This is a genomic window from Candidatus Enterococcus testudinis, assembly GCF_002140915.1.
Lineage (GTDB): Bacteria > Bacillota > Bacilli > Lactobacillales > Enterococcaceae > Enterococcus_D > Enterococcus_D testudinis.
In genome coordinates this window covers 3,059,003-3,082,146 of the sequence record NZ_NGKU01000001.1, presented here as the reverse complement: position 1 = coordinate 3,082,146, position 23,144 = coordinate 3,059,003, and the positions used below count along the sequence as shown (strand labels likewise).

At 39.5% G+C, this 23,144-nt stretch carries 19 protein-coding genes and 4 pseudogenes; 19 read left to right on the top strand and 4 right to left on the bottom strand.

Annotated features, from left to right (window positions below; genetic code table 11):
• Nucleotides 1–34: 34 nt before the first annotated feature.
• From A5886_RS14995 to A5886_RS14955, 9 genes and pseudogenes are all read left to right on the top strand, one after another.
• Nucleotides 35–166: pseudogene (locus A5886_RS14995) on the top strand (Txe/YoeB family addiction module toxin); the annotation flags it as partial.
• 104 nt (nt 167–270) lie between these two features.
• Nucleotides 271–570 (top strand): rhodanese-like domain-containing protein, encoded by a 300-nt coding sequence (locus A5886_RS14990; RefSeq protein ID WP_086275845.1) that lies wholly within the window; start codon nt 271–273, stop codon nt 568–570.
• A 174-nt stretch (nt 571–744) separates the two neighbouring features.
• Nucleotides 745–1,152, top strand: coding sequence for a (deoxy)nucleoside triphosphate pyrophosphohydrolase (locus A5886_RS14985; RefSeq protein WP_086275844.1), 408 nt, complete (start codon nt 745–747; stop codon nt 1,150–1,152).
• Nucleotide 1,153: 1 nt separating this feature from the next.
• Nucleotides 1,154–4,030 (top strand): DEAD/DEAH box helicase, encoded by a 2,877-nt coding sequence (locus tag A5886_RS14980; protein WP_086275843.1) that lies wholly within the window; start codon nt 1,154–1,156, stop codon nt 4,028–4,030.
• 745 nt (nt 4,031–4,775) lie between these two features.
• Complete coding sequence (locus tag A5886_RS14975) at nt 4,776–5,087, top strand: PTS sugar transporter subunit IIA (RefSeq protein WP_086275842.1); 312 nt, start codon at nt 4,776–4,778, stop codon at nt 5,085–5,087.
• A 13-nt stretch (nt 5,088–5,100) separates the two neighbouring features.
• Entirely contained in the window at nt 5,101–5,412 is a 312-nt protein-coding gene (locus A5886_RS14970; protein ID WP_086275841.1) for a PTS sugar transporter subunit IIB, read from the top strand.
• Complete coding sequence (locus A5886_RS14965; protein WP_086275840.1) at nt 5,409–6,701, top strand: PTS sugar transporter subunit IIC; 1,293 nt, start codon at nt 5,409–5,411, stop codon at nt 6,699–6,701. Before A5886_RS14970 ends, A5886_RS14965 begins: the two co-directional genes overlap by 4 nt.
• A gap of 25 nt (nt 6,702–6,726) precedes the next feature.
• Nucleotides 6,727–8,196: a glycoside hydrolase family 1 protein gene (locus A5886_RS14960; protein WP_086275839.1), complete on the top strand. Its 1,470-nt coding sequence runs from the start codon at nt 6,727–6,729 to the stop codon at nt 8,194–8,196.
• A gap of 238 nt (nt 8,197–8,434) precedes the next feature.
• A pseudogene (locus tag A5886_RS14955) lies at nt 8,435–9,288 on the top strand (IS30 family transposase); the annotation flags it as partial.
• A gap of 67 nt (nt 9,289–9,355) precedes the next feature.
• Here the strand turns inward: A5886_RS14955 and A5886_RS14950 are convergent.
• A complete protein-coding gene (locus A5886_RS14950) occupies nt 9,356–10,351 on the bottom strand; it encodes a LacI family DNA-binding transcriptional regulator (RefSeq protein ID WP_086275838.1) in 996 nt (331 codons plus the stop codon).
• A 179-nt stretch (nt 10,352–10,530) separates the two neighbouring features.
• Between A5886_RS14950 and A5886_RS14945 the strand changes: the two genes are divergently transcribed.
• From A5886_RS14945 to A5886_RS14910, 8 genes are read left to right on the top strand one after another with little or no spacing between them, the layout of a single operon-like run.
• Complete coding sequence (locus A5886_RS14945) at nt 10,531–11,850, top strand: ABC transporter substrate-binding protein (RefSeq protein WP_086275837.1); 1,320 nt, start codon at nt 10,531–10,533, stop codon at nt 11,848–11,850.
• Nucleotides 11,850–12,725: a carbohydrate ABC transporter permease gene (locus A5886_RS14940; RefSeq protein WP_086275836.1), complete on the top strand. Its 876-nt coding sequence runs from the start codon at nt 11,850–11,852 to the stop codon at nt 12,723–12,725. Before A5886_RS14945 ends, A5886_RS14940 begins: the two co-directional genes overlap by 1 nt.
• Nucleotides 12,712–13,548 (top strand): carbohydrate ABC transporter permease, encoded by an 837-nt coding sequence (locus A5886_RS14935; protein ID WP_003125479.1) that lies wholly within the window; start codon nt 12,712–12,714, stop codon nt 13,546–13,548. Before A5886_RS14940 ends, A5886_RS14935 begins: the two co-directional genes overlap by 14 nt.
• Before the next feature lie 12 nt (nt 13,549–13,560).
• Entirely contained in the window at nt 13,561–15,069 is a 1,509-nt protein-coding gene (locus A5886_RS14930; protein ID WP_086275835.1) for an alpha-amylase family glycosyl hydrolase, read from the top strand.
• Nucleotides 15,066–15,971 (top strand): MTP-1 family protein, encoded by a 906-nt coding sequence (locus A5886_RS14925; RefSeq protein WP_086275834.1) that lies wholly within the window; start codon nt 15,066–15,068, stop codon nt 15,969–15,971. The genes A5886_RS14930 and A5886_RS14925 overlap by 4 nt, the downstream gene beginning before the upstream one ends.
• Nucleotides 15,972–15,982: 11 nt before the next feature.
• Nucleotides 15,983–17,050, top strand: coding sequence for a BtaManbiosPhlase (locus A5886_RS14920; RefSeq protein WP_086275833.1), 1,068 nt, complete (start codon nt 15,983–15,985; stop codon nt 17,048–17,050).
• A complete protein-coding gene (locus A5886_RS14915) occupies nt 17,047–18,765 on the top strand; it encodes a phospho-sugar mutase (protein ID WP_086275832.1) in 1,719 nt (572 codons plus the stop codon). The genes A5886_RS14920 and A5886_RS14915 overlap by 4 nt, the downstream gene beginning before the upstream one ends.
• Nucleotides 18,762–19,697 carry a DUF1861 family protein gene (locus A5886_RS14910; RefSeq protein WP_086275831.1) on the top strand — a complete coding sequence of 312 codons (936 nt, stop codon included), beginning with the start codon at nt 18,762–18,764 and terminating at the stop codon, nt 19,695–19,697. Before A5886_RS14915 ends, A5886_RS14910 begins: the two co-directional genes overlap by 4 nt.
• A 967-nt stretch (nt 19,698–20,664) precedes the next feature.
• Here A5886_RS14910 and A5886_RS14900 read toward each other — a convergent pair.
• Together A5886_RS14900 and A5886_RS14895 are read right to left on the bottom strand one after the other, a co-directional pair.
• Nucleotides 20,665–21,202: pseudogene (locus tag A5886_RS14900) on the bottom strand (transposase); the annotation flags it as partial.
• Nucleotides 21,166–21,717, bottom strand: coding sequence for an IS110 family transposase (locus A5886_RS14895; protein WP_256926241.1), 552 nt, complete (start codon nt 21,715–21,717; stop codon nt 21,166–21,168). The gene A5886_RS14895 and the pseudogene A5886_RS14900, both read right to left, overlap by 37 nt.
• 341 nt (nt 21,718–22,058) lie before the next feature.
• Between A5886_RS14895 and A5886_RS15985 the strand changes: the two are divergent.
• A pseudogene (locus tag A5886_RS15985) lies at nt 22,059–22,274 on the top strand (transposase); the annotation flags it as partial.
• Here the strand turns inward: A5886_RS15985 and A5886_RS14885 are convergent.
• Complete coding sequence (locus A5886_RS14885; RefSeq protein WP_256926240.1) at nt 22,257–22,739, bottom strand: transposase; 483 nt, start codon at nt 22,737–22,739, stop codon at nt 22,257–22,259. The pseudogene A5886_RS15985 and the gene A5886_RS14885 sit on opposite strands and share 18 nt — an antisense overlap.
• On the opposite strand from A5886_RS14885, the gene A5886_RS14880 reads away from it, so the two are divergent.
• Nucleotides 22,739–23,144 (top strand): transposase (locus A5886_RS14880; RefSeq protein ID WP_506511092.1); only part of this gene is annotated, 406 nt, incomplete at its 3' end. The two genes, A5886_RS14885 and A5886_RS14880, sit on opposite strands and share 1 nt — an antisense overlap.

Genomic DNA, 23,144 nt, shown 5'->3' with positions numbered 1-23,144 from the left:
AGAGATGGAAAGGTAAGGCATGGATATCCCTTTTCTAGGAAAACCAGAACCACTAAAATATGATCTATCTGGAAAATGCTCCAGAAGAATTACAGATGAGCACCGGCTGATTTATAAAGTTGAACATGACACAATTTTTATCTACTCGGCAAAAGATCATTACTGAAACAAGCAAACCCACATCCAGCGATGTGGGTTTATTGCAGTTCAATTGACAAAAAGCCACTTCACCTGTTAAATAAAGCCACAAGACATAAAGGAGTGGCAAAAATGTTCCCATCAATCAGCAATGACGCATTTTATCAAAAAAGCAAACAAACACCTTTAACGATCATCGATGTACGAGAAAGCGATGAATTTGCAGAAGGACACATACCCCAGGCAATTAATCGGCCATTGCGTATATTGGTGGAAGAAATCGACTCATTTGAGAAGGATAAAACGTATTATATCGTTTGCCAGTCTGGCGGGCGTTCGTCGCAGGCTTGTAGTTATTTGAGTAGTCAAGGCATTCGAGTGGTGAATGTTTTAGGTGGGATGTCTGAGTGGCAAGGTGAGGTTATTAGGTAAATAAAAAACATGAGCGGGTGAAGAGCTCATGTTTTTTTGTGTGCTATGAATGGAATTAAAGTTGCATTCAGAATAACAGTATAGTACAAATTAACCCTAAATTAACTTGTTGCCTCATCTGAACTTTTATGCGATCCTAATAAGAAGAATACTATCAAGATAAGAGGGTTATATATGAAAAAAGAAATACATGTAGTTGGCGCGATCATTATCAAAAACGGGAAGATTTTATGCTGTCAAAGAGGACCTGAAAGATCATTAGCGAACCTGTGGGAATTTCCTGGTGGCAAAATCGAACAAGATGAAACTAAAGTGCAAGCGCTTAGACGCGAGTTAGAAGAAGAGCTTAGGATACAAGTAAGCATTCAAGAGGAAGACTTTGAATTTTGTCGTTATGAATATGATTTTGGTTTCGTCAATCTAACTACCTTTATTTGTGCATTAGATGAAGGGGAGCCACAATTAACAGAACACATACAAGTAAAGTGGTTATCACCTGAAGAATTGCAGACAGTAGAATGGGCACCAGCAGATGTGCCAACTGTTGAAAAATTAATGAAATATGATGTAGGGAGCATATAGAATGGAGTATTTAGAGCGGGCACTGCAAAAAGCATTCATCGATAAGACAATAGCAAGTGAAAAATTGAATCCGAAATTTATTGTGAATAATCCTGAAAAAAAAGATTACTTATTAACGACGTTACACCAAGAAATGAATAGCTGTCAGTCCTTCTTTATTTCAGTTGCTTTTGTTACACAAGATGGTCTAAATGCAATCAAAGCGCAACTTGCAGATTTGGCAGAAAGAGGCATTGCTGGAAAAATTTTAACATCAACGTATCTTGGTTTCAATGAACCGAAAGCATTTGCTTCGCTGCTGAACATTCCCAATGTGGAAGTAAGGATCTCGTCTAAAAAAGGTTTCCACTCTAAAGGTTACTTATTTGATAAAGAAGACCATAAAACCTTTATTATCGGTAGTTCAAATCTAACAATGTCTGCGTTAAAATTAAATTATGAGTGGAATGTCAAACTTACTTCCAACGATAATGGTGAGATGATTTCGACAATCGAAGAACATCTGATTCAAGAATGGGAAGCAGCTGTTCCCTTGACCCGTGAATGGGTAGAAAACTTTGAAGAAAATTATCAGGGACTTAAAGTAACAAAATGGATTGAGGATATCCAACAAAAATCATACCCACCTTATGTGGTCCCAAATGAAATGCAGAAGCAAGCATTGAATAATCTACAAGAGTTAAGACAAACCGGCGCTAAAAGAGGATTAGTGATTTCAGCGACAGGTACAGGTAAAACATATCTTGCCGGCTTTGATGTGCATCAATTTAGTCCGAAGCGTATGCTGTTCATTGTACATCGAGAACAAATTTTAACAAAAGCAATGGCATCGTTCAAAAAGATTATCAGTGGTGATGATGCAGACTTTGGCATTTTATCAGGCAATTCAAAAAATACTTCGGCTAAATATTTGTTTGCAACAATTCAAACTATTTCTAAAGATAGTTATCAAAACCAATTAGGTGCAGATGCATTTGACTATATACTAATTGATGAGGTCCATAAAGCTGGAGCCAGCTCATACAAGAAAACAATCAATTTCTTTCAGCCCGAATTTTTGTTAGGCATGACAGCGACACCTGAACGGACTGATGGGTTTAATATCTTTGAATTATTCGATTATAATATTGCCTATGAAATACGTCTGCAGCAGGCATTAGAAGAAGATATGCTATGTCCTTTTTACTATTTTGGCGTTACGGATTATGAAAAAGATGGTCATGTTATTGACGAAACATCTGATTTGAATTATTTGATGGATCAGGAAAGAGTTGATTTTTTAATTCAAAAAATTGATTATTATGGTTGCTCAGGGAATGTACCGAAAGGGCTAGTTTTCTGTAGTCGTAAAGAAGAAGCACAGAGAATGGCAGAACTATTTACACAAAGGGGTATTCCAAGTGCCTATCTTTCTGGCGATCACAATTTAGAAAAACGTGAGCAAGAGGTTCAAAATCTTGAAAATGGCAAAATAAATTATATCTTTACAGTTGATATATTTAATGAAGGGATAGACATACCCAAGATTAATCAAGTAGTGATGCTAAGAAATACCGAATCAAGCATTATTTTCATCCAGCAACTTGGACGAGGATTAAGAAAACATCCGTCTAAAGAGTTTGTGACCGTCATTGATTTCATTGGGAATTATAAAAATAACTACATGATTCCAATGGCATTATCGGGAGACAATTCTAGGAATAAAAATAACATTCGTAGAGATACTGTTGATGTCACTTATATTTCTGGATTATCTTCCATTAACTTCGAAAAAGTAGCTAAAGAACGTATATTCAAATCAATTGATCAAGTGCGTTTAAATACGTTAGCGGATTTGAAGGATAGCTTCTACAAAGCTAAACATCGCTTAAATCGCGTACCATATCTACTGGATTTTGAAAAAATGGATAGCATTGACCCATTGATTATTAGCGGGAAAGAAAAAACGTATTATCATTTCTTGAAAAAAATAGGTGAAGCCGAAGGGGAAGTATCAGAAGCAGAGAACTTAGCATTGCGGTTCGTTTCAGTAGAACTGTTACTAGGGATTAGACCGCATGAATTGTTGCTTATTGACCAATTCATAAACACAGAAAGAAATAACTTAACATTTTCTGAAATGAAGCAGCTGTTTGATGGACTGAATGTGTATTATACGAAAGATACGATCGAATCAGCAGTCCATGTTTTAGATCTTTCTTTCTATGAAACAGGAACTAGGAAAAGCTATCTAGCTTCGAGGATGTTTACATTAACTGATCGAGGATTAGCGGTTACAGATAATTTTAAATCATACCGTCAGAATCCTTATTTCCTTAAATTATTGAAAGACTTGGTAGATACTGGATTAGCCAAATCGCAACGATATGATATAACCAAGCCGCTTAACCTTTATGAGAAGTATCGCCGTAAAGATGTTCTGCGGATGTTGAACATGGATTTCAAACAAAACGAGCAAGGTATAGGTGGTTATACGTACAGCAACCAACATTTTGCTATTTTTGTTACATTAGATAAAGGCAAAGACTTTAAAGCTTCGTTAATGGCTTACGAAGATGAGTTCATAGATGAGAGTACGTTCAAATGGTTCACCAAATCACCAAGAACATTGGCTTCACCAGAAGTTCAGATTTTAAAAAATGCAGATGACTGGCATATTCATTTATTTATTAAGCGAAAATATAATAATAAAGACAATGAAACAGACTTCTATTATTTAGGTGAATTAACACCAATTGAAGAAACGATTCAGCAATTACAAAAACCTACGACCGATGGAAAGCTAAAAAATGTAGTTGAATTAGAGTTTAAGTTACAAGATCCAGTAGAACCAAATTATTATGAGTTTTTGACACAAAGCAGTGAAGAAGTAGAATAAAGCATGGAAATCTGCAAAGCCCAACCGCTATGCAGATTTTTTTGTTATTTTTACCCCTCCCTTATATAGGAACCCCAATCCCCATGTTATTAAACCCCTCACCGCAAATGTTCCCCTTGCAAACCTAAACCGCTTTCAGATAAACTAGTAAGCGAATAGAAACCAAAAAAATAGGCACTTCGTAAGGTGTTGGCGCACCGCTACGAAGCCTCAATTAGTCACCCCCTTTAACACGGATGACCAATCAAGTTGCCATAGTTGATACCCGTAGGCATCAACGTGTTTATTGTACCGAAAAAGCGGATTCATTTCTAGTGGTTTTCCACCTTTTTCGCGAAAAAAATACGTGCTGCTATACGCTTATTTCGCTATTTCACAGGCATTGGACACCCGTCCAGTGCCTTTTTGCTTTGTTTGATAAAGGATAGACGATTTGAAATGAATGATGGGTATACCCTCGGTACCAGCGCAGTACCGCAACGTCTTTCCTGGTCTCAGCAGCTGCCAACTACTGAGAGCGCAAAGCAATAGGTGGCACGAAAATAGGCAGTCATAGTTGAACCAAGGCATAGGTATAATTTGAAAATATACACATCGCACCAACTTGTGCCACCTATCGCTGAAATAAGTATCGGGATCAATCTTCTGATCCTAGATAAAGAAGGGCAGTTTTTGGTTTCTATTCGTTTGATTGCACAGTGACTCAAGAAATAATAGCACATAGGGAATAGAAAGAGGAGAGACGATGGAAAATGTCGAAATCAGCTTCACATTGATTCTGCATGCGGGTAATGCCAAATCATCCGCGATGTTAGCGATAGAAGCAGCACGAGAAGGCGACTTCACTGCAGCCGAACAAGCTATGGAAGAAGCCAAAACTGAATTACACAAAGCCCACCAATGTCAGACCGACTTGATCCAGTCAGAGGCCAGAGGTGAGGCAACGGCCTTATCGATTTTATTGATCCACGCACAAGACCACTTAGCCATGGCGATGACAGCGACAGAGCAAGCCGCCGAATGGCTTTATTTATATAAAAAAATCACGAAATCATAGGAGGACACAAACAATGAGAATTATGTTAGCCTGCGCTGCAGGGATGTCTACCAGTATTTTAGTCGCAAAAATGGAAGCCGCAGCCAAAGAACAAGGCAAGGATTACAAGATTTGGGCGATCGATCAAAGCATGATTGAACGTGAACTAGGCAATTTTGATGTCTTACTATTGGGTCCGCAAGTCCAACATACGATGCGGAAAGTCAAGAAAATCATCAATGGCACTGTACCTGTCGCTGTCATCAAAGCTGTCGATTATGGCCGTGGCAATGGCGCAGCTGTGCTGAAACATGCGGAAGAATTGATCGAAGGAGGTCAAGCATGAGTGCGTTTGATACTTTTGCTGATCGAGTCAGCATCGTTGCGGAGAAAGTTGATGACAACAAATACTTAAGTGTGGTCAAAAATACATTTACAGTACTGATGCCGTTCATTATTGTAGGGTCATTTGCCACACTTGGTAATTCATTATTGACCAGTGAGAGTACTGGCTTGGCACAATTTTCAGCGCTGCAGTTTTTAACTGTGTTGGAGCCAGCATTCACTGCGATTAATTTCGCAACAATGAATACGATGACATTGGCTGTGATTGTTATTTTAGGGTGGATTCTCGGTGAGAGGAACAATGAGAATGGCATCATGTGTGCAGTGGTTTCTCTCAGTGCGTATATAGCCGTGGTACCACAAGGCGTTGAAACCATGGTGGATGGCGTGGAAAGCCTCGCATCTGGTTTGCCAGTCGCCACACTAAATGCTGGGGGGCTCTTCATTGGGATGTTTTTAACGATTATCACAGTCGAGTTCTTTTGTAAATTGAACAAAATCGAGAAACTGCAAATCAAAATGCCGCCAAGCGTTCCAAGTGCCATTAGCAAATCATTTAGTGTGCTGATCCCGATCTTTATTACGTTATTTGTGATTGCAATTGCGGGGCGCTTGTTTGAACTGGCAACAGGATTATATATCAACGAAGCACTGTATCAATTTTTGCAAGCACCGTTAGAAGGGATTTTGCAACATCCGGCAGGAATCATCGGCTTAGTGGTCATCTCGCAAGTATTTTGGCTTGTGGGCATCCATGGTGGTCTGGTCATATCGCCGATTCGTAATCCGATTCTAATCGCTGCATTGGCAGCCAACATTGCGGCCTTTGAAGCGGGACAAACACCGGATCAAGTCATTACCATGGGTTCTTCGGTCACATTCTTGGTTGTTGGTGGTGCTGGGTTGATTCTATCTTTAAATATTGCGTTGCTCTTATTTTCTAAAAAAGATGATCTTCGGGCTGTGGCTAAGATTGGATTAGTTCCTTCTTTGTTTGGCATTAGTGAACCTGTCGTATTTGGACTGCCGTTGGTACTGAATCCAATTTTTGCGATCCCTTTTGTTTTGGGGAGTGGGATACCGGCGGCGATTGTTTTGGTGGCCAATCAGTGGGGATTCCTTGGATCAAATATCGTGGATGTCCCATTTGGCTTGCCAATCATTATCGGTGCCTTCCTTGGATGGGGAATCAATGGTGTGATTCTACAGGTTATCCTGATTGCATTGGGCGTGCTGATCTATTTGCCGTTTGTTTTCTTAAGCAATCGAACCATGTCAGCTGATGCCTGAGACCTATAAGTAAAGGAGAGAAATGATGACGAAAAATTATTTTCCAGAGGGATTTTTATGGGGTGGTGCGATTGCAGCCAACCAAGCAGAAGGCGCTTGGGATATTGAAGGCAAAGGGTTGTCGGTCGCTGATGTTGCCCGCTTTAAACCAGATGTATCCGTAAAAGATTATCAACAACAATGGCATGTTGACGAACAAAGTATTGCAGCAGCGATAGCTGAGAAAGGCACAGCTAATTACGCAAAGCGACGAGGCATTGATTTTTATAATCGATACGAGGAAGATATCGCCTTGTTCAAAGAAATGGGCTTTAACGTTTTGCGGGTATCCATCGCTTGGACACGCATCTTTCCCAACGGTGATGAAGATCAGCCCAATGAAGCAGGCCTTGACTATTATCGGGCACTATTCACAGAACTCCGAGACAATGGCATTGAACCACTGGTAACTTTATCCCATTATGAAATGCCGCTGCATTTGGTTACCCATTATCAAGGATGGGTCTCACGTGAAGTCGTCGATTTCTTTGCAAAGTTTTGTCGCGTAGTTTTTGAAGAATACAAGTCATTGGTGACCTACTGGCTGACCTTTAATGAAATTGACAGTGTCTTTAGGCACCCTTTTACAACTGTTGGGGTTGTAGAAGAGCGCTATCCAGACAAAGCCAGTGCTGAAGCCGCTATTTATCAAGCATTACACCATCAGTTTGTTGCCAGCGCTTTGGCAACGAAGTATTGCCGTAAATCCAATCCTCAAGTGCAGATTGGCGCAATGGTGACCAAATTGATGACCTATCCCGAAAACTGTCACCCTGAGAATGTGGCTTTAGCGGAGAAAGCCAATCGGGAGAATCATCTTTATTCAGATGTTCAGGTGTGGGGCGCTTATCCCCAATGGATCCTAAATGAATGGAAAGAAAAAGGGATAGAAATCCAGATGGAGAATTGGGACTTGGCAACGATCAAGTTGTACACTGTGGACTTCTTATCATTTAGTTACTATATGTCTTTGGTGGTTTCAAAAGATGCAGACCAAAGAGAAAAAGTCAGCGGCAACATTGCCACAGGTGTCAAAAATCCTTATTTGCCTATGACGGAATGGGGTTGGCAAGTGGATCCAATCGGATTGAGAACTTCGCTGATCTCCCTATATGACCGCTACCGCCTCCCACTGTTTGTGGTTGAAAACGGCATTGGCGCCATAGATACACCGGATGCCCATGGAGAAATCAACGACCAATACCGGATTGATTACTTTAAAGCACACTTTGAACAAATCAATTTGGCGTTAAAAGAAGGCGTTGATTTGATGGGGTATACTTCTTGGGGATGTATCGATATTGTCAGTGCATCGACCTCCCAGATGAGCAAGCGTTACGGATTTATCTATGTCGATGCCGATGACTACGGACAAGGGACATACAATCGGAAGAAGAAAAAATCCTTTGCATGGTACCAGAAGGTCATTGCATCCAATGGGGCGGATCTAGATTGAAAGGTCTGATAGCCAATTGAGTTTTTGATGCGCTGACCTCCCTGGCTCAGTAGTCATCGAACCAGATTGCCCACCTGAAGTCATGGTGGGAGATCAGATTTTGGTGAAGAAGAAGTTATCCTAGACTTGACCATGTTTTTCAGTAGTAGTTCACATGAAAAAGCCAGACCGATTGCGAAGAGGTCTGGCTTTTTGTTGTTCAGTGCGCAAAGGTATTCTGTTTCCTAGACAGATTGCATCAAGAAATTCAATACATAGACAAAGTTTGAAAACTGGTGCTACGATACTGAACTACTATCAACAATACAAAGAAAACAAAAAACGCTGCGTAGACGCTCGATGGCTTTACCAGAGGAACAAAAAGAATATGTTCAAAAGAGGGTTGTTCAAGGGTGGACACCGGATGTGATTGTCGGCCGCTCGGAAATGAAACTTGATTGTTCAGTCCGTACACTGTATCGAATGTTTCAAACTGGCGCATTTAATGTGCGTGATCTGCCTATGAAAGACAAACGAAAACCAAATGGACACCAAGAAAAACGTGGGAAACAAGCTTTTCGGCGCAGTATACATGAGCGCATCAAGGAGCATCCAGAATTTGGAAACGAGTTTGGCCATCTTGAAGGAGACACTATTGTCGGTCGAAAACACAAAAGTGCTGTTATTACATTGGTGGAACGTTTGTCAAAAGTGATTATTACATTGAAGCCAGCCGGTAGACAGGCAATGGACATTGAAAATCGAATTAATCATTGGTTTCAAACGGTTCCTAAACATCTGTTTAAATCAATTACGTTTGACTGTGGGAAAGAATTTTCAAATTGGAAAGCTATGGGAAATCAAAATGATATTGATATTTATTTTGCGGATCCAGGCACCCCGTCACAACGCTCTCTAAATGAACATTCAAATGGATTATTATGTTGTGATGGATTAGTTAAAGCCATGGACTTCAATGAAGTATCAGAATCATTTATTCAAGCTGTTGCTTCCAAACGAAATCACATCCCAAGAAAATCTCTAAAGTATCAAACACCGATGGAAATATTTTTGAGAAATATAAAACCAGATGATTTGTCTAACTTAATTTGACAAATGAAATTTTAAAAAATTAACAATCTGAACAAAATTGTTTCCGAGATATTGATTCAAATTTATATTATTTAGTATTGGGAATCCGAACCGATTCTCGGACGTTCAGCTGTGGAACAATTTGCTGATGGACGATTGGTTCTTTGGGATGAGCGATGCGATGGACCAATGTCCGAATCGCCAACTGACCCATAAACTTCAGATCGGTAGCGATATTTGTCAATTGAGGAATCGCCATGCGTGTAAATTCAGTTTCATCAAAACAAATCACGCTGATATCTTTGGGAATCGTGTAACCAGAAGATTGAAGATAACTGTTTAACATGAAAGCTAGCCCAGAATTCACGCAAAACCATGCATCTGGCATTTGTTTTATATTCTTTAAGCTGTTAAATAAAGCACCTTGAGATTCTTCAATTTCTGTGATTTCAATCGTAGGATCATTTGTTAGATTGTGTTCTCGTAAAGCCCGTTGATACCCGCGATAACGCTCAAGATAGCTGGGAGAAAATGCTGTATCACCAATAAAGCCAATTCGCTTCATTCCATTTTCAATCAGAAGTGAGATGGCTTGGAACGTTCCGTCGGTGTTTTTTGTCAAGATGGCATCTGCTGTGAGTGAAGGATCATGGTGATCGATCAATGTGACAGGAAGCCCAGTATCAATTACTTTCTTGATGTAGGCATTTTTACTATGAGACAGGATCAGGATACCGTCATACTTTTTTAAGTTTGGCGGAAGCTTTAGGCTAAGTAAGTCTTCCTCTGTAATGGTATAAGTATCAAGTTTGATCGCTGTTTTTTGAGCTTCTACTTCTGCACTTTTAACGATCTCGCCAAAAAAACTCGTTTGAGAAAAAGCAAATTCGGTTGCCATCAATAAGAATGACATCGTGGTATCTTCATTCATCGTTTGATAACGATAGCCTAATTCATCTGCTTTGTTTTTAACGAGTAATTTGGTTTGTTGGCTGACACCAGGCTTATTTCTCAACGCCTGTGAGACAGAATTTTTTGAGATGCCCAATGCATCGGCAATATCTTGCATAGAGGCTTTTTTCATATTTTCACCTTATTTCTCCTAGTCTTATAATGATTATACCATAATGTTACAAAATTAATAGCCTAAAATAATTACAAAAGTAATGTTGTAATTATAATTACGTAATGTTGACAATTAAAATGACGGGTGGTATGATGACGGTGTAAAAAGAAATCGCTTACTATTTAGGAGGAACGATCATGAAAATGAAAAAAATGCTTATTGGTATTGCTGCGGTAGTGGCAGGGACAGTTTTATTCACTGGTTGTAGCAATCAATCAAAAGAGAGCGGTTCTGGGGCAACTGATGGGAAGACAAAGATTACTTTTTGGGCTGCACCCAATCCAACACAATTGAAGTATTGGCAAGAAATGGCCGCAGACTTTGAGAAACAAAATGAGGACATTACAGTTGAAGTTTCTCAAATGAAGGAAAGTCCATCTTCTGAAGCAACAATCCAAAGTGCAATTGCTTCTAACACCGCACCAACGTTATCTGAAAACATCAACCGTAGTTTTGCTGCCCAGTTGGCTGCTAGTCAGGCTATTTTACCATTAGAAAAACAAGATTCTTTCGATACGATCGTCAAAGCTCGTAATATGAGTCAAACCATCGATAGTTGGAAATTCTCTGATGGTAGTCAATACGTGCTACCTGTTTATTCCAATCCGATTTTGTTTGGCTGGCGATTAGATAGTTTGAAAGAATTAGGCTTTGATGAAGTGCCAAGAACCTATTCAGATTTATTGAAAGTCGTCGACAAAATCAAAGGAACGGACAAAGCACTTTGGGCGAAAAAAGACTTAGCAGATCCAACGGCTTGGATGCGTTGGTTTGATTTCTTCCCACTCTACAATGCGGCCAGTGAAGGTGCGAGCTTTGTCGAAAACAATCAATTCACAGCTAATGAAGCTGCCATGACAGATGTATTTGGTTTGATGCATACATTAGCGGATGCAAAAGTACTGCGCACCGGTGAAGCAACGGATCCCTTTGAAAACGGCGATAGTATTATGACCGATTTGGGTCCTTGGACGTTCCCTAACTGGGAAGAAAAATACCCAGAGCTGAAGTTTGGTGAAAACTACACGGTTACTACGCCTGTGGTACCTGATGCTTTAGCGGATGCAGAACAAGTATCCACCTATGCAGATGCTAAAGGAATCGTGATGTACGCCCAAGCAACAGAAGAAGAACAAGCGGCAGCGATGAAATTCTTGGAATTTGTTTATTCAGATGAAAACAACGACATGAAATTACTAGAAATGACTTCGCTTATTCCAGCGCGTGATGATGCAACAGAAAACGATGCTTTCAAAGCCTACTTTGAAGAAAATCCAGCGATGAAAGTCTTTGCAGAAAATGTGCCTTACGCTGTTCCAGCAATGGACAACGAGAAATACAATGACATTCAGCAAGTATTTGGCGAACAAGCATGGGTGCCAGTTGTTCGGGGTGAAAAAGATGCGAAAACAGCTGTGAGCGATGCGAAGACGGCTGTCGAAGGGGCGCTTCAATAATGAGTAAGAACACAAAATTGGGCTGGTCATTTACCAGCCCCTATCTGATTTTTACATTGATTTTCTTTCTACTTCCTTTATTTTGGTCATTTTGGCTAGCATTAACGAGTTGGAATATGATTTCACCGACCGTTGAATTTGTTGGATTTCAGAATTTTATTGATGCGATAAAAAGTCCAGCAATCCAATCTGCATTCGTTGTTACATACAAATTTCTGATTATCTTTGTACCAATGGCGCTGGTTCTTTCGATGGTGATTGCGCTATTAGTCAATAGCCTGCCAAAGCTGAAGGGGTTATACATGGTGGCTTTCTTCTTGCCTTATCTGTCAAGCGGGGTTGTCACTTCTTTGATCGTCAAAGGATTGCTTTCCTACAACGGTCCCTTTAATACCTTCTTGCGAACGAGACTAGGCTGGGATATTGATTGGCTAGGTAATCCCCATGCAGCCATCATCATCGTTTCTCTGATGATCGCTTGGAAGATTTCTGGCTACTATGCGCTGATCCTAATTTCGGGCTTAGGGAATATCAACAAAGAAGTGTATGAAGCAGCGGCAATCGATGGTGCGAGTCCTTGGACAAGGTTTTGGAAAATCACCTTTCCCATGTTGTACCCAGCATTCTTTACGGTTACAGTTCTGGCGGTGGGGATCAGCTTTGGTATCTTCACAGAGGTCTACCAGTTGACAGGAGGCGGACCAAACTTTGCGACCAATACATGGCAAATGGAAATCTACAATCAAGCCTTTGTTAATTTGAAATCCGGCTACGCGTCTGCAGTTGCACTAATGGCTTCTGTCGTTACTTTTGCATCTATCGGCGTTATTCGGAAGTTACTAGAAAAGTGGGGTGAAAAAAATGGTTGGCAATAAACGAACGAAGGGAAAGAACAGTGTCCTATATCTAGTAACCACCCTGGTGATGCTCCTCATGACGTTTCCTTTTGTCTATCTTGTTTTGCACTCGTTTGCTGCTTGGGATCAAGTCGATCGAAAAATTATCCCGACCACTTTTAGCTTACGTTCTTGGACGTGGCTGTTTGGCGGTTCGGCCACTTCAGCAGATGTTCCTTGGATCGGTGCATTCGTGAATACAACGATCGTGGCTACGATCGCAACGTTTTTAATGATGGTCTTTGCATTGATGGTAGGGTATGCGCTTGCCAAAATCGAATTTAAAGGGAAGAAATTCGTGAATCATTTTATTCTCTTTCAAATGTTTTTCCCAGCGATCATTTTGCTGATCCCCCAATTTCTAATGGTGACCAAAGTGGGATTATTGGATTCTTATGCTGGAATGATCATTCCGACTGCAATTAGTTTATGGGCGATTTTTATGTATACCAACTTTTTCAAAGCCATTCCCGATGCGTTGATCGAGGCTGCAAAGTTGGATGGGGCAACGGAAATGCAAGTGTTATTCAAAGTGGTATTGCCAATGTCTAAGTCGATCACAACGGTGATTTTTCTTTTCCTATTCACGGATCGTTGGACGAACCTGCTTTGGGATATGATCGTTTCAAAGAGTGATGCGACTGTTACGCTGAATGTCTTGATTTCGCAAATGTTTGGGCCCTATGGGACATATCCAGGACCAATGTATGCAGCCTCTGTGTTGCTCACGTTACCGTTGATCCTTTTGTTTTTGATTTTTTCAAAACGATTCCAAGATGGGATGCAATTTACACTGAAGTAAGGAGTCCAACGAATGTGGTGGGAAAATGCTGTGTTTTATGAAATTTATATTGCCTCCTTTGCAGATAGTGATGGGGATGGAATCGGCGATATCAATGGGATTCGCAAAAAATTGCCTTATTTAAAAGAATTCGGTATAGATGCCCTCTGGCTAACACCATTTTATCCGTCTCCTAAAGTCGATAATGGGTATGATGTCTCCGATTATTGTGCGGTTGATCCTCAGTATGGTACTTTAGCCGCTTTTGATCTCCTTGTGGAAGAAGCGCATCAGCTAGAAATGAGAATTATCATTGATGTCGTAGTTAATCATACTTCTACCAAACATCCTTGGTTCATCGAATCAGCCAGTGGCAAAGAACATCCAAAGCGAGACTGGTATATTTGGCGGGATCAACCAAACAACTGGGAAAGTTTTTTTGGTGGATCTGCTTGGAAGTATGATGCGGCTACGGACCAATATTATTACCATAGCTTTGCCGAAGAGCAAGCAGACTTGAACTGGCAGAATCAAGAAGTGAAACAAGCCGTTTTTGATGTCTTGCGATTTTGGCTAGGCAGAGGTGTCGATGGGTTCCGTTTTGATGTCATCAACAATTTGACGGTCAGTGATCAATTTATTGATAATCCAGTGAGAAAAGATGGGAAACAAGATCATTGCATTGATGTGAACCAGCCGGGGATCAAACGTGTGTTAAAGGAATTAAATCAGTGGATCAAAACAGTCGATCCGTCAATTTTTACAGTGGCTGAAATTAGCTCGGATCAACTAGCACGGATCAACAGTTATACAGAAGATGGATTGTTCGATACCGCATTTCATTTTAATTTGGGCAGCATGGAAGAATTGGATCTTGAGAAACTAACTAGAGATTTTAAAGAAATGAGTCAACAAAAGAAAATTCCTACGCTGTTCTTTAACAGCCACGACATGAGCCGTTCATGGCAGCGACTGGCAAAAGAAAACCGCGACATCTATCGCTTATTGACCGTGTTTCTGTTGATCAATCGTGGCATTCCCTTTTTATTTCAGGGAGAAGAACAAGGGGTGGGGGATTATTTGCCTCAGCAGCTAGCTGATATCAGGGATATTCAAGCAAAAAATAAATACCAAGAAGAACTGATTTTAAGCGGAGAGTCACACGCTTTAATAATGGCCAATCAAGTGAATCGTGACCGCTCGAGGGGCATGCTTCCGTGGCTATCAAATCAGCAAAGCGGTTGGATCGGATTGGCAGCGGTGAACCAGGAGGCGAAGGGGATTTTGGCAGATTATCAAAATCTGATTCGGTTGCGAAAAACAGAAGGACCTTTTACAGCCATCCGCAACATTAAGTTAACAGGAGATTGCTTGAGTTATCAAACGGAAAGCCTACAAATTATTTTAAATTTTGGACAGCCGATCAAGCACTCGTTAGAAGGAAATCGAAAGACCATTTTTGGAAATGGCATGTTAAGTGAAGATGGTCACTGGGTTCATCTGCCGGCAAAGGCATGTTGGATTGGAAAGGAGCAGCTATGATTTATATCAAGCAATTATTGCAGGAGTATCGAAATGAGAAAGCCAAAGTAGTCAAAGAAGCCGCAATTTTGCGATTCAGCGGTGTGGGTGATCAAGATGTTTATAATATCACTGCCCCTTTTGAATTGGCGGGGAAAGAAGTGATTGCAGGTCGCATTGAATCAAGAGACAGTGAAGTTTCCACTGTCAGTTTATTTGAAGAGGTTGAAACAAACAGGTGGACACTAATCGCTGATAGTATCGAACTTTCTTTACAGGATCCTTTTTATACCCGAATTGACGGACAAGTCATCCTTGGGGGGGTTGAAGTTGTTTTTCTAGAAGATGGCACAGCGAATTGGCGTACGGTTTTTTATCACTTGGCGACTCTTTCCGAAGCAAAAAAAATCTTTGAGGGGCCGTGGGGAATGAAAGACTTGCGCTTGAAACAATTATCTTCTGGAGAAATCCTAGTGCTGACACGACCGCAAGGAAGTAAAGGTGGCCGAGGCAAGATAGGTGCAACGATCGTTCACGCGCTTAGTGATTTGACCATTGAAATAATTACAGAAGCCCCGTTACTGTCTGACCAGTTTTGTGAAAGCGAATGGGGTGGCGGCAATGAGATCCATGAGATTGATGGCGACATTTGGGTCTTAGGCCATATCGCGAATTTCGATGATCAAGGAAATCGTCATTATTATGCGATGGTTTTCTGTCTGGAACGAAATCAATTTGCTATGACACAGGCAAAAATTATTGCAGAAAGAAACGATTTCCAACAAGGACCAATGAAACGCCCAGATTTAGAAGATGTCGTCTTTAGCGGCGGACTTCACATTTACGAAGATCATATCGTGCTATATGCTGGTATCAGTGATGCAGGCGCGCAGAAAATCAAACTAGAAAATCCATTTAGATAGAGGTTAAGCAGATGAAAATAGAACGTTTTAATGAAAATCCATTGATCACTCCCGCAGATGTGAAACCATTACATGAAGGGTATGAAGTGATTGGCGCCTTTAATGGTGGAGTAGCAAAATACAACGATGAAGTCTTACTTTTATTACGTGTGGCAGAGCGCCCAATCTCTGACGACCCTAACGTTATTAAAGCGCCTGTATTTGATCCAAGAACACAAACGATGGAAGTATTAACATTCCACCGAGATGATCCGGATTATGATTTTGACGATCCGAGAATGATCCGCAAAAAAGACAAGTTGGATAGTTTTGTCTATCTGACATCTCTTTCTTATATTCGAATTGCCCGCAGTAAAGATGGGCATCATTTTACGATTGATGAGGAGGCATTCTTGTATCCTTTCAATGAATATCAATCATATGGCATCGAAGACGCGCGATGCACACAGATTGGCGATACTTACTATATCAACTTTAGTTCTGTCTCACCAATGGGTGTTTGTGATTCATTAGTAGCTACCAAGGATTTTCAATCCTATCAAGATTTAGGGAATATCTTTGCACCAGAGAACAAAGATGTGCTGATTTTTCCAGAACAAATCAACGGGCGTTATTACGCCTTACACCGTCCTTCTCTGAAAAGTATTGGCAACTATGACATTTGGATTGCTTCTTCGCCAGATTTAGTTAGCTGGGGACAGCACCGGCATTTACTAGGGATTCGTGAAGATTGTTGGGATAGTGGGCGTGTAGGTGGAGGGCTAGTTCCTATTAAAACCGACGAAGGCTGGCTGATTATTTATCATGGTGCGACTCCCGAACATCGCTATTGTATGGGCGCAGCATTAGTAGACTTGCAAGACCCAACAAGAGTCATTGCTAGAAGCCAAAAACCAATCATGGAACCAGAAGCTGATTATGAAAAGAATGGGTTCTTCGGCGATGTCGTCTTTGGCTGTGGTGGTATTCTAGTTGCTGATCAATTGACGATGTATTATGGCGTAGCAGATACTTCAATGGCTGGCTGTACCTTGTCGATTGCTGAGATTCTCAAACAATTAAAAGAGGTAGAAAAATGAACTGGAAAAGAAAATATCAAGAATGGCTTGATTTCCCATCTTTGGAAGCAAACTTGAAAGATCAGCTGCTCGCTCTGTCTGATCCTGCTGTGATAGAAGAACACTTTTATGACTATTTGGCTTTTGGGACAGGGGGGATGCGGGGAGAGCTAGGCGTTGGCATCAACCGAATCAATGACTACACCATTAAGCGGGCAGCGCTTGGATTAGCTCACTATGTTCAAAAAGCGCATGCTGAACAACAGGGGGTAGTGATTTCTTTTGATAATCGACATGGTTCAAAACGATTTGCGGAATGGACCGCTCGCGTATTAGCCAGTCAGGGGATTCGGGTCTATTTATCTGATCAATTACGTCCGACCCCGCAATTGTCTTTTCTAGTTCGTTATTATAAAGCCTTTGCAGGTGTCATGATCACTGCGAGTCATAATCCTAAGCAATACAATGGATTTAAAGTGTATGCCTCGGACGGCGGTCAGATCACACTAGGAACTGCCGAAGAATTGATGGGAACATTAGCAAGTATTCAAAATGAATTAATGATCGAAGCGGATTTATTGTCAACTTATGTCGAACAACAGTTGATTGATATTTTTGGGGAAGAAGTAGATGCGTTGTATTTAGATCAATTGATTCAGGTGACCCAAAATCCTGAAAGGATCCGCCATTTTGGATCACAGCTTTCAATGGTTTATACACCACTTCACGGTACTGGAAATGTATTGATACAAAAGGCCTTTCAACGCTTGGGATTTACGAATCTTCGGATAGTGAAAGAGCAAGAACTGCCTGATCCTGATTTTACAACTGTCTCTTCTCCTAATCCAGAAGACCAACAGGCGTTTATTCTAGCATTGAAAGAGGCTCAAACACAGCCAACACAGCTAATTCTAGCCACAGATCCAGACGCGGACCGCTTGGGTGCTGTTGTACGTAAGGACGGACAGCCAGTCTTTCTAAATGGCAATCAAATAGGGGTGTTATTGCTTGATTATTTGATTAGTATGAAAAAAGACTCTTTAGACAATAAATTTATCGCAAAAACGATTGTAACATCTGATTTAGGGGCAAAAATTGCCGAAGCTTATGGCATTGAAGTTAGAAACACGTTAACAGGATTTAAATTTATTGGGGAACAAATCCAATTATCAGAAGAAACAAAAGATAAAACCTTTCTTTTCGGCTATGAAGAAAGTTTTGGGTACCTGGCAGCCCCATTTGTTAGGGATAAGGACGCGATTCAAGCAGCTGTATTATTGGCTGAGACCGCACTGGACTGTTTCCTTTCCGGAATTGATTTAGTTGATCGCTTGAATGAAATCTATGACCGTTATGGTTATTACGAAGAGCAATTAGAAACAAAAGTTTTTCCCGGTAAAGATGGACTGTCGCAAATGAATCAGCAGTTAGATCGTTTAAGAACCCTGTCATTTTCTCATTTGGGGGATTTTGTCTTAATGGCCAAAGAAGATTTCCTGACTTCTGAACGGTGGGTGGCCGGTCAATCAATCGAAAAAATTACATTGCCATCATCCAATGTTCTAAAATATATATTTACCGATGGTTCGTGGGTCTGTCTGAGACCTTCAGGTACAGAACCAAAATTAAAATTTTATTATTCTGTCAATTCTTCTAGTCAACAATCTACAAAGCTGAAAATGCAACGGTTGAAGAGATTGTTTCATTCATTAATTATAGAGAGGGATTTAAAATGAACGTAACACAACAAAAAAAGATATTTGAATTACAGCACATTACCAATACAGGAGAAATATTAGAATTTGATGGCGTGCCTGGTTTTGACGTCTATAATTGTTCTCAACCTTTCATTTTTAATGAAGAATGGTACATGTATGGAAGGGTAGAGAAGCGAAGTGAGTGGATGAACTCTCACGTACGACTTTTCAAAAAAAGAAGTGAACTTCAATGGTCTTTAGTAAATAATGCCATGATTTATCAACTTGAGGATCCATATATTACTAAAATAAAAAATCACATTGTATTAGGTGGAACTCACGTCCAAGTAAAGCAAGAAAATTTTTTGGGTGCTTATTACGGATATTTTTATTATGGACAAGAATTAGATAATTTAAAATATTTTACAACAGGACCTCGTAACATGAAAGATATCAGAATTGTAGAACTTAAAGATGGGCGTATAGGAATTTTTTCTAGACCGAGAGACACAGCATTAATTAAGAAATATGGTAGTGAATCCCTAATAGGTTTTATAGTTGTAGATAGTTTAGAAGAACTGACAGCTGAAACAATTTACCAGGCCCCAATATTACCCAATTTGTTCGAGAATGGAGAATGGGGTGGGGTAAACCAAGCTTATCTGTTAGACTCGGGGAAAATTGGTGTCATAGGTCATCGTGCCTACAAGAATGGTGATCAAAAGGTATACACAGTAATATCTTTTGTATTGGATCCTATCACTCGTCAGATTGATAATTATAAAATCATAGCAACAAGAAAAAGTTTCCCTAAAGGACCGGCCAAGCGTTCTCATCTACAAGACTGTTGTTTTCCCTCAGGAATCACCATCGAAAAAGGTAAATGTATTCTTTATTCTGGACTAGGTGATTGTAATGAGGGAATTGTTGAGATACCATATCCATTTAAAAATGATGGAAGTATTTGTTAAATTTTATAAAAATTATTTTATACATTACAGACTTGATTAGATAAGAATCAAAAGTTTGCATTTTGTCGTGATAACATTTAAAGATTTTAGTAAACAACAAAAAATAATTTCGCAATTAATATCGAATTAAATATTACAATCTTAATATCTATTATATTGTAGGATTGACGATAATTAGTTTAGTCGATGGCATGCTTCTGTCTAAGTATTCTTTGATAAACAGGACAAAGATTCATTGGGCACTGTTAGCCAATAGATAATTTAGCAGAATAAAGTCAGTTTAAAATAAAGTACAAAAAATGTACTAAATAACTTTAAATGGCGATATTATGTTAAGTCCAAGGTAGAGAATACAAAGTCTAGTGAAGAGACAGGTTTTATCTATACTGCTTGTAAGGACAAGGGATATTTCGACTGAGTAGCAATGTATAAAATTAAAAAAAGTGATCAACTTTGAGGTTAGGTTACAAGTAAAAAGAATGATTTTAGTAATTGGGAATAACAGTGGCTACGGAATATTGATTTAGTGAGAAAAAGTGTAATTGACTAATTCTTCGTGAATTTTTATGTAGGTATATAGAGGTGGTAGTTATGAAAAAATTTCTTAGTTATTCTATGTATTTTCACTATTTTTGGTCTTTCTGCTTGTGGTGATTTTACAAGTATGACATCGCTAGGAGCTGAGTACAAGGAAATTCCAAAGAATATCAGAAAATCTTTAGTCAAAAATAGGCAAAATATAAGGCGAGAAGACTACTACGTAGAATGGTACGATTTCGGGAAACTGGAAGACAAATCTAGAGAGATATTGGAGATTACGATGAAATTCAAGCCTGCCGTGGTCCAACAATTAAATTAGCAATATCAAATAGCGGTATCCAAAACGGCTCTTTGTCGATAAGGACTGATGAGTTGTGCAAAATCAAATCTGGATCAGAATGAACCTCATTCTGACTCAGATTTTTTGTTATCTTACTTTGATTAATTGATTGATCAAAGAGATTCTAATTCTCATGTTCTCAAATGATTTAAATCCGTAGGATACTCGTTTCATTGTCTTTATATGGGTATTCTTCGCTTCTGTTTTTCCATCGGAATAAGGATAGATCATTGCGTTGTGATGCTTTGTTCATAGGTCAAAAGGTTTTGAAGCTTCTTCCGAAAGCCGTCATCTAACGTTTCGGGAAGTTCTGCCAATAAGGAGAAAAATAAGTCGGGATCTTTGTCTTGAAAAGCTTCAACTGATTCATGAAAAAAGAGATATGCCTCCTTTGAGAGCGTGGAAAAGCCAAAAAATCGATCAATCATTATTACTTCATATAGAAACGTGCATTTAGGTGCTAGAAAACTTTTCCATGTTTTGTATTCGTAATGGTTAATGTTTGCTTTGCACGATTTTTTAGCGGAAAGTGCCAGTTCTTTTTCAGTTTTTCTGCCTGACTTTTCTGTCCTGCTTTACGAAGCTCATTCATTTCACGGATACGCAACTCATTGAATCTTTGGTCACAAAAGCATTTTCTATAAAGTTGCTTGTTACAGTTGCACTAGAATGCGTGTGTAGCTTACTTTTTTTTCGAGTATAATCCTCTTTCAATCTGGCTGTATGTCGAGTTAAATACTTCAACTCAATTATTGAAGGGTTAGCACTAAATGATTGTTTATCAAGATCTGTTCGTATTTTTCGAGCGATCGTCATGGTGTCTTTTTTATCGGTTTTGATTTTTTGCAAGCTTTGATTTTTGGCATATTCTTTAATTAAGTACGGATTATAGCTGTAGGTTGGGTAGCCTTGCGTCCGAAGGAAGCGTAAGATATTAAAGCAATAATGATCGGTATCTTCTAAGGCGATTTGAATGTCTTCACCGGTAGATTTCTGCAAATTAGCAAGCGTCATTTGAAGCTTCGTAAAGCCTTCACGATTGTTTTTAATCTGAAGATGACGAATAAAAATCGCTCCTTTTGTGTCAATAACCGCTAAGTCATGTTTATGCTTGACAACATCTATTCCAACATACAACATAAGTATCACTCCTAATCAGATAAAATTCACGCTTTGATCCACTCACTCTTTGCCATGTAACCTTGTGATCAATCAAGCATCACGAACAGACGTCAAGCGCTAACAAACTTATTAACAATTTGACAAAGAGATGTGGCTAGAGCCTTTCATTAACAGTATTCCAAAGGAATCTGGTGGAGAACGTACTAGTCCACAGAGTCTAACTCAATTATAGATAGAATAACAGCTAAATAAAACGAAATAGCTGATTAATTGAGTAATCTAAATATATAAGGAAGAACGTTTATGTCCAATTACAAAAAATACGATGAAGATTTCAAAAAAGCTTAGCTAATCTTTATCATGGCGGGAAAACTCAATCCAGTTTATGCAAAGAATATGGGGGCTCACAAACAGCCATCTCACGATGGATCAAACTCTATTCTGAAGTGGAAATGGAATCAGATGAACTTCTGACTGCTAACCAAGTAAGAGAACTTCAAAAACAAAAGGCCGCTTTAGAAGAAGAGAACTTTATCTTAAAAAAGCGATTGTCCTATTCACGCCACACTCCATAAACGACTAAGAGCTATCTGTTTGAAATGATAGAGCAGAAGCTGGCATATCTCATAGGCTGCGCTTAATTGATCATTATAACTTAAAAGGTCATCCATAATTGCTTTTTCAGTCATTGGTCTTCTGAACGATCGATTGTACCTGTAATTCGAGCTATCAAAGTTATAAGAGTTTTTAAGAAACAGTTTCCAGAAACGCTTTAATCTTTTATATTTGATTGAATCTGTTTTATGGTATTTATTCATCGTTTGAATACGTAGTTGATTGAGTGCGTGAGAGATTTGTTGGACAATGTGGAAACGGTCCGTAACGATTTGAGCATTAGGGAAAACTGATTTGACCAATTCAAAATAAGGGGCATTCATATCCATAACGATATGCTTTACCTTTGCCCTTGTTTTGCGACTATATTTAATGAAATAGGCTTTTAAAAAAGCTAGTTTGCGGTTCTCTAGTACACCAATCAATCATAGAGTCTTATTTCAAAAATAATCAATCCGTTGCCAAAACTGCGCAATGCTTAGGACGTGCGCGACAAACGATTCATAACGTGTATCAATTTTTGAAAACTGGTGCTACGATACTGAACTATTATCAACAATACAAAGAAAACAAAAAACGCTGCGGTAGACGCTCGATGGCTTTACCAGAGGAACAAAAAGAATATGTTCAAAAGAGGGTTGTTCAAGGGTGGACACCGGATGTGATTGTCGGCCGCTCGGAAATGAAACTTGATTGTTCAGTCCGTACACTGTATCGAATGTTTCAAACTGGCGCATTTAATGTGCGTGATCTGCCTATGAAAGACAAACGAAAACCAAATGGACACCAAGAAAAACGTGGGAAACAAGCTTTTCGGCGCAGTATACATG

Coding starts and splice junctions, on each gene's coding strand:
- A5886_RS14960 (WP_086275839.1), top strand. CDS start 6,727: ATGACGAAAAATTATTTTCCAGAGGGATTTTTATGGGGTGGTGCGATT.
- A5886_RS14940 (WP_086275836.1), top strand. CDS start 11,850: ATGAGTAAGAACACAAAATTGGGCTGGTCATTTACCAGCCCCTATCTG.
- A5886_RS14990 (WP_086275845.1), top strand. CDS start 271: ATGTTCCCATCAATCAGCAATGACGCATTTTATCAAAAAAGCAAACAA.
- A5886_RS14980 (WP_086275843.1), top strand. CDS start 1,154: ATGGAGTATTTAGAGCGGGCACTGCAAAAAGCATTCATCGATAAGACA.
- A5886_RS14915 (WP_086275832.1), top strand. CDS start 17,047: ATGAACTGGAAAAGAAAATATCAAGAATGGCTTGATTTCCCATCTTTG.
- A5886_RS14895 (WP_256926241.1), bottom strand. CDS start 21,717: ATGTTGTATGTTGGAATAGATGTTGTCAAGCATAAACATGACTTAGCG.
- A5886_RS14950 (WP_086275838.1), bottom strand. CDS start 10,351: ATGAAAAAAGCCTCTATGCAAGATATTGCCGATGCATTGGGCATCTCA.
- A5886_RS14965 (WP_086275840.1), top strand. CDS start 5,409: ATGAGTGCGTTTGATACTTTTGCTGATCGAGTCAGCATCGTTGCGGAG.
- A5886_RS14945 (WP_086275837.1), top strand. CDS start 10,531: ATGAAAATGAAAAAAATGCTTATTGGTATTGCTGCGGTAGTGGCAGGG.
- A5886_RS14920 (WP_086275833.1), top strand. CDS start 15,983: ATGAAAATAGAACGTTTTAATGAAAATCCATTGATCACTCCCGCAGAT.
- A5886_RS14970 (WP_086275841.1), top strand. CDS start 5,101: ATGAGAATTATGTTAGCCTGCGCTGCAGGGATGTCTACCAGTATTTTA.
- A5886_RS14930 (WP_086275835.1), top strand. CDS start 13,561: ATGTGGTGGGAAAATGCTGTGTTTTATGAAATTTATATTGCCTCCTTT.
- A5886_RS14910 (WP_086275831.1), top strand. CDS start 18,762: ATGAACGTAACACAACAAAAAAAGATATTTGAATTACAGCACATTACC.
- A5886_RS14975 (WP_086275842.1), top strand. CDS start 4,776: ATGGAAAATGTCGAAATCAGCTTCACATTGATTCTGCATGCGGGTAAT.
- A5886_RS14925 (WP_086275834.1), top strand. CDS start 15,066: ATGATTTATATCAAGCAATTATTGCAGGAGTATCGAAATGAGAAAGCC.
- A5886_RS14985 (WP_086275844.1), top strand. CDS start 745: ATGAAAAAAGAAATACATGTAGTTGGCGCGATCATTATCAAAAACGGG.
- A5886_RS14935 (WP_003125479.1), top strand. CDS start 12,712: ATGGTTGGCAATAAACGAACGAAGGGAAAGAACAGTGTCCTATATCTA.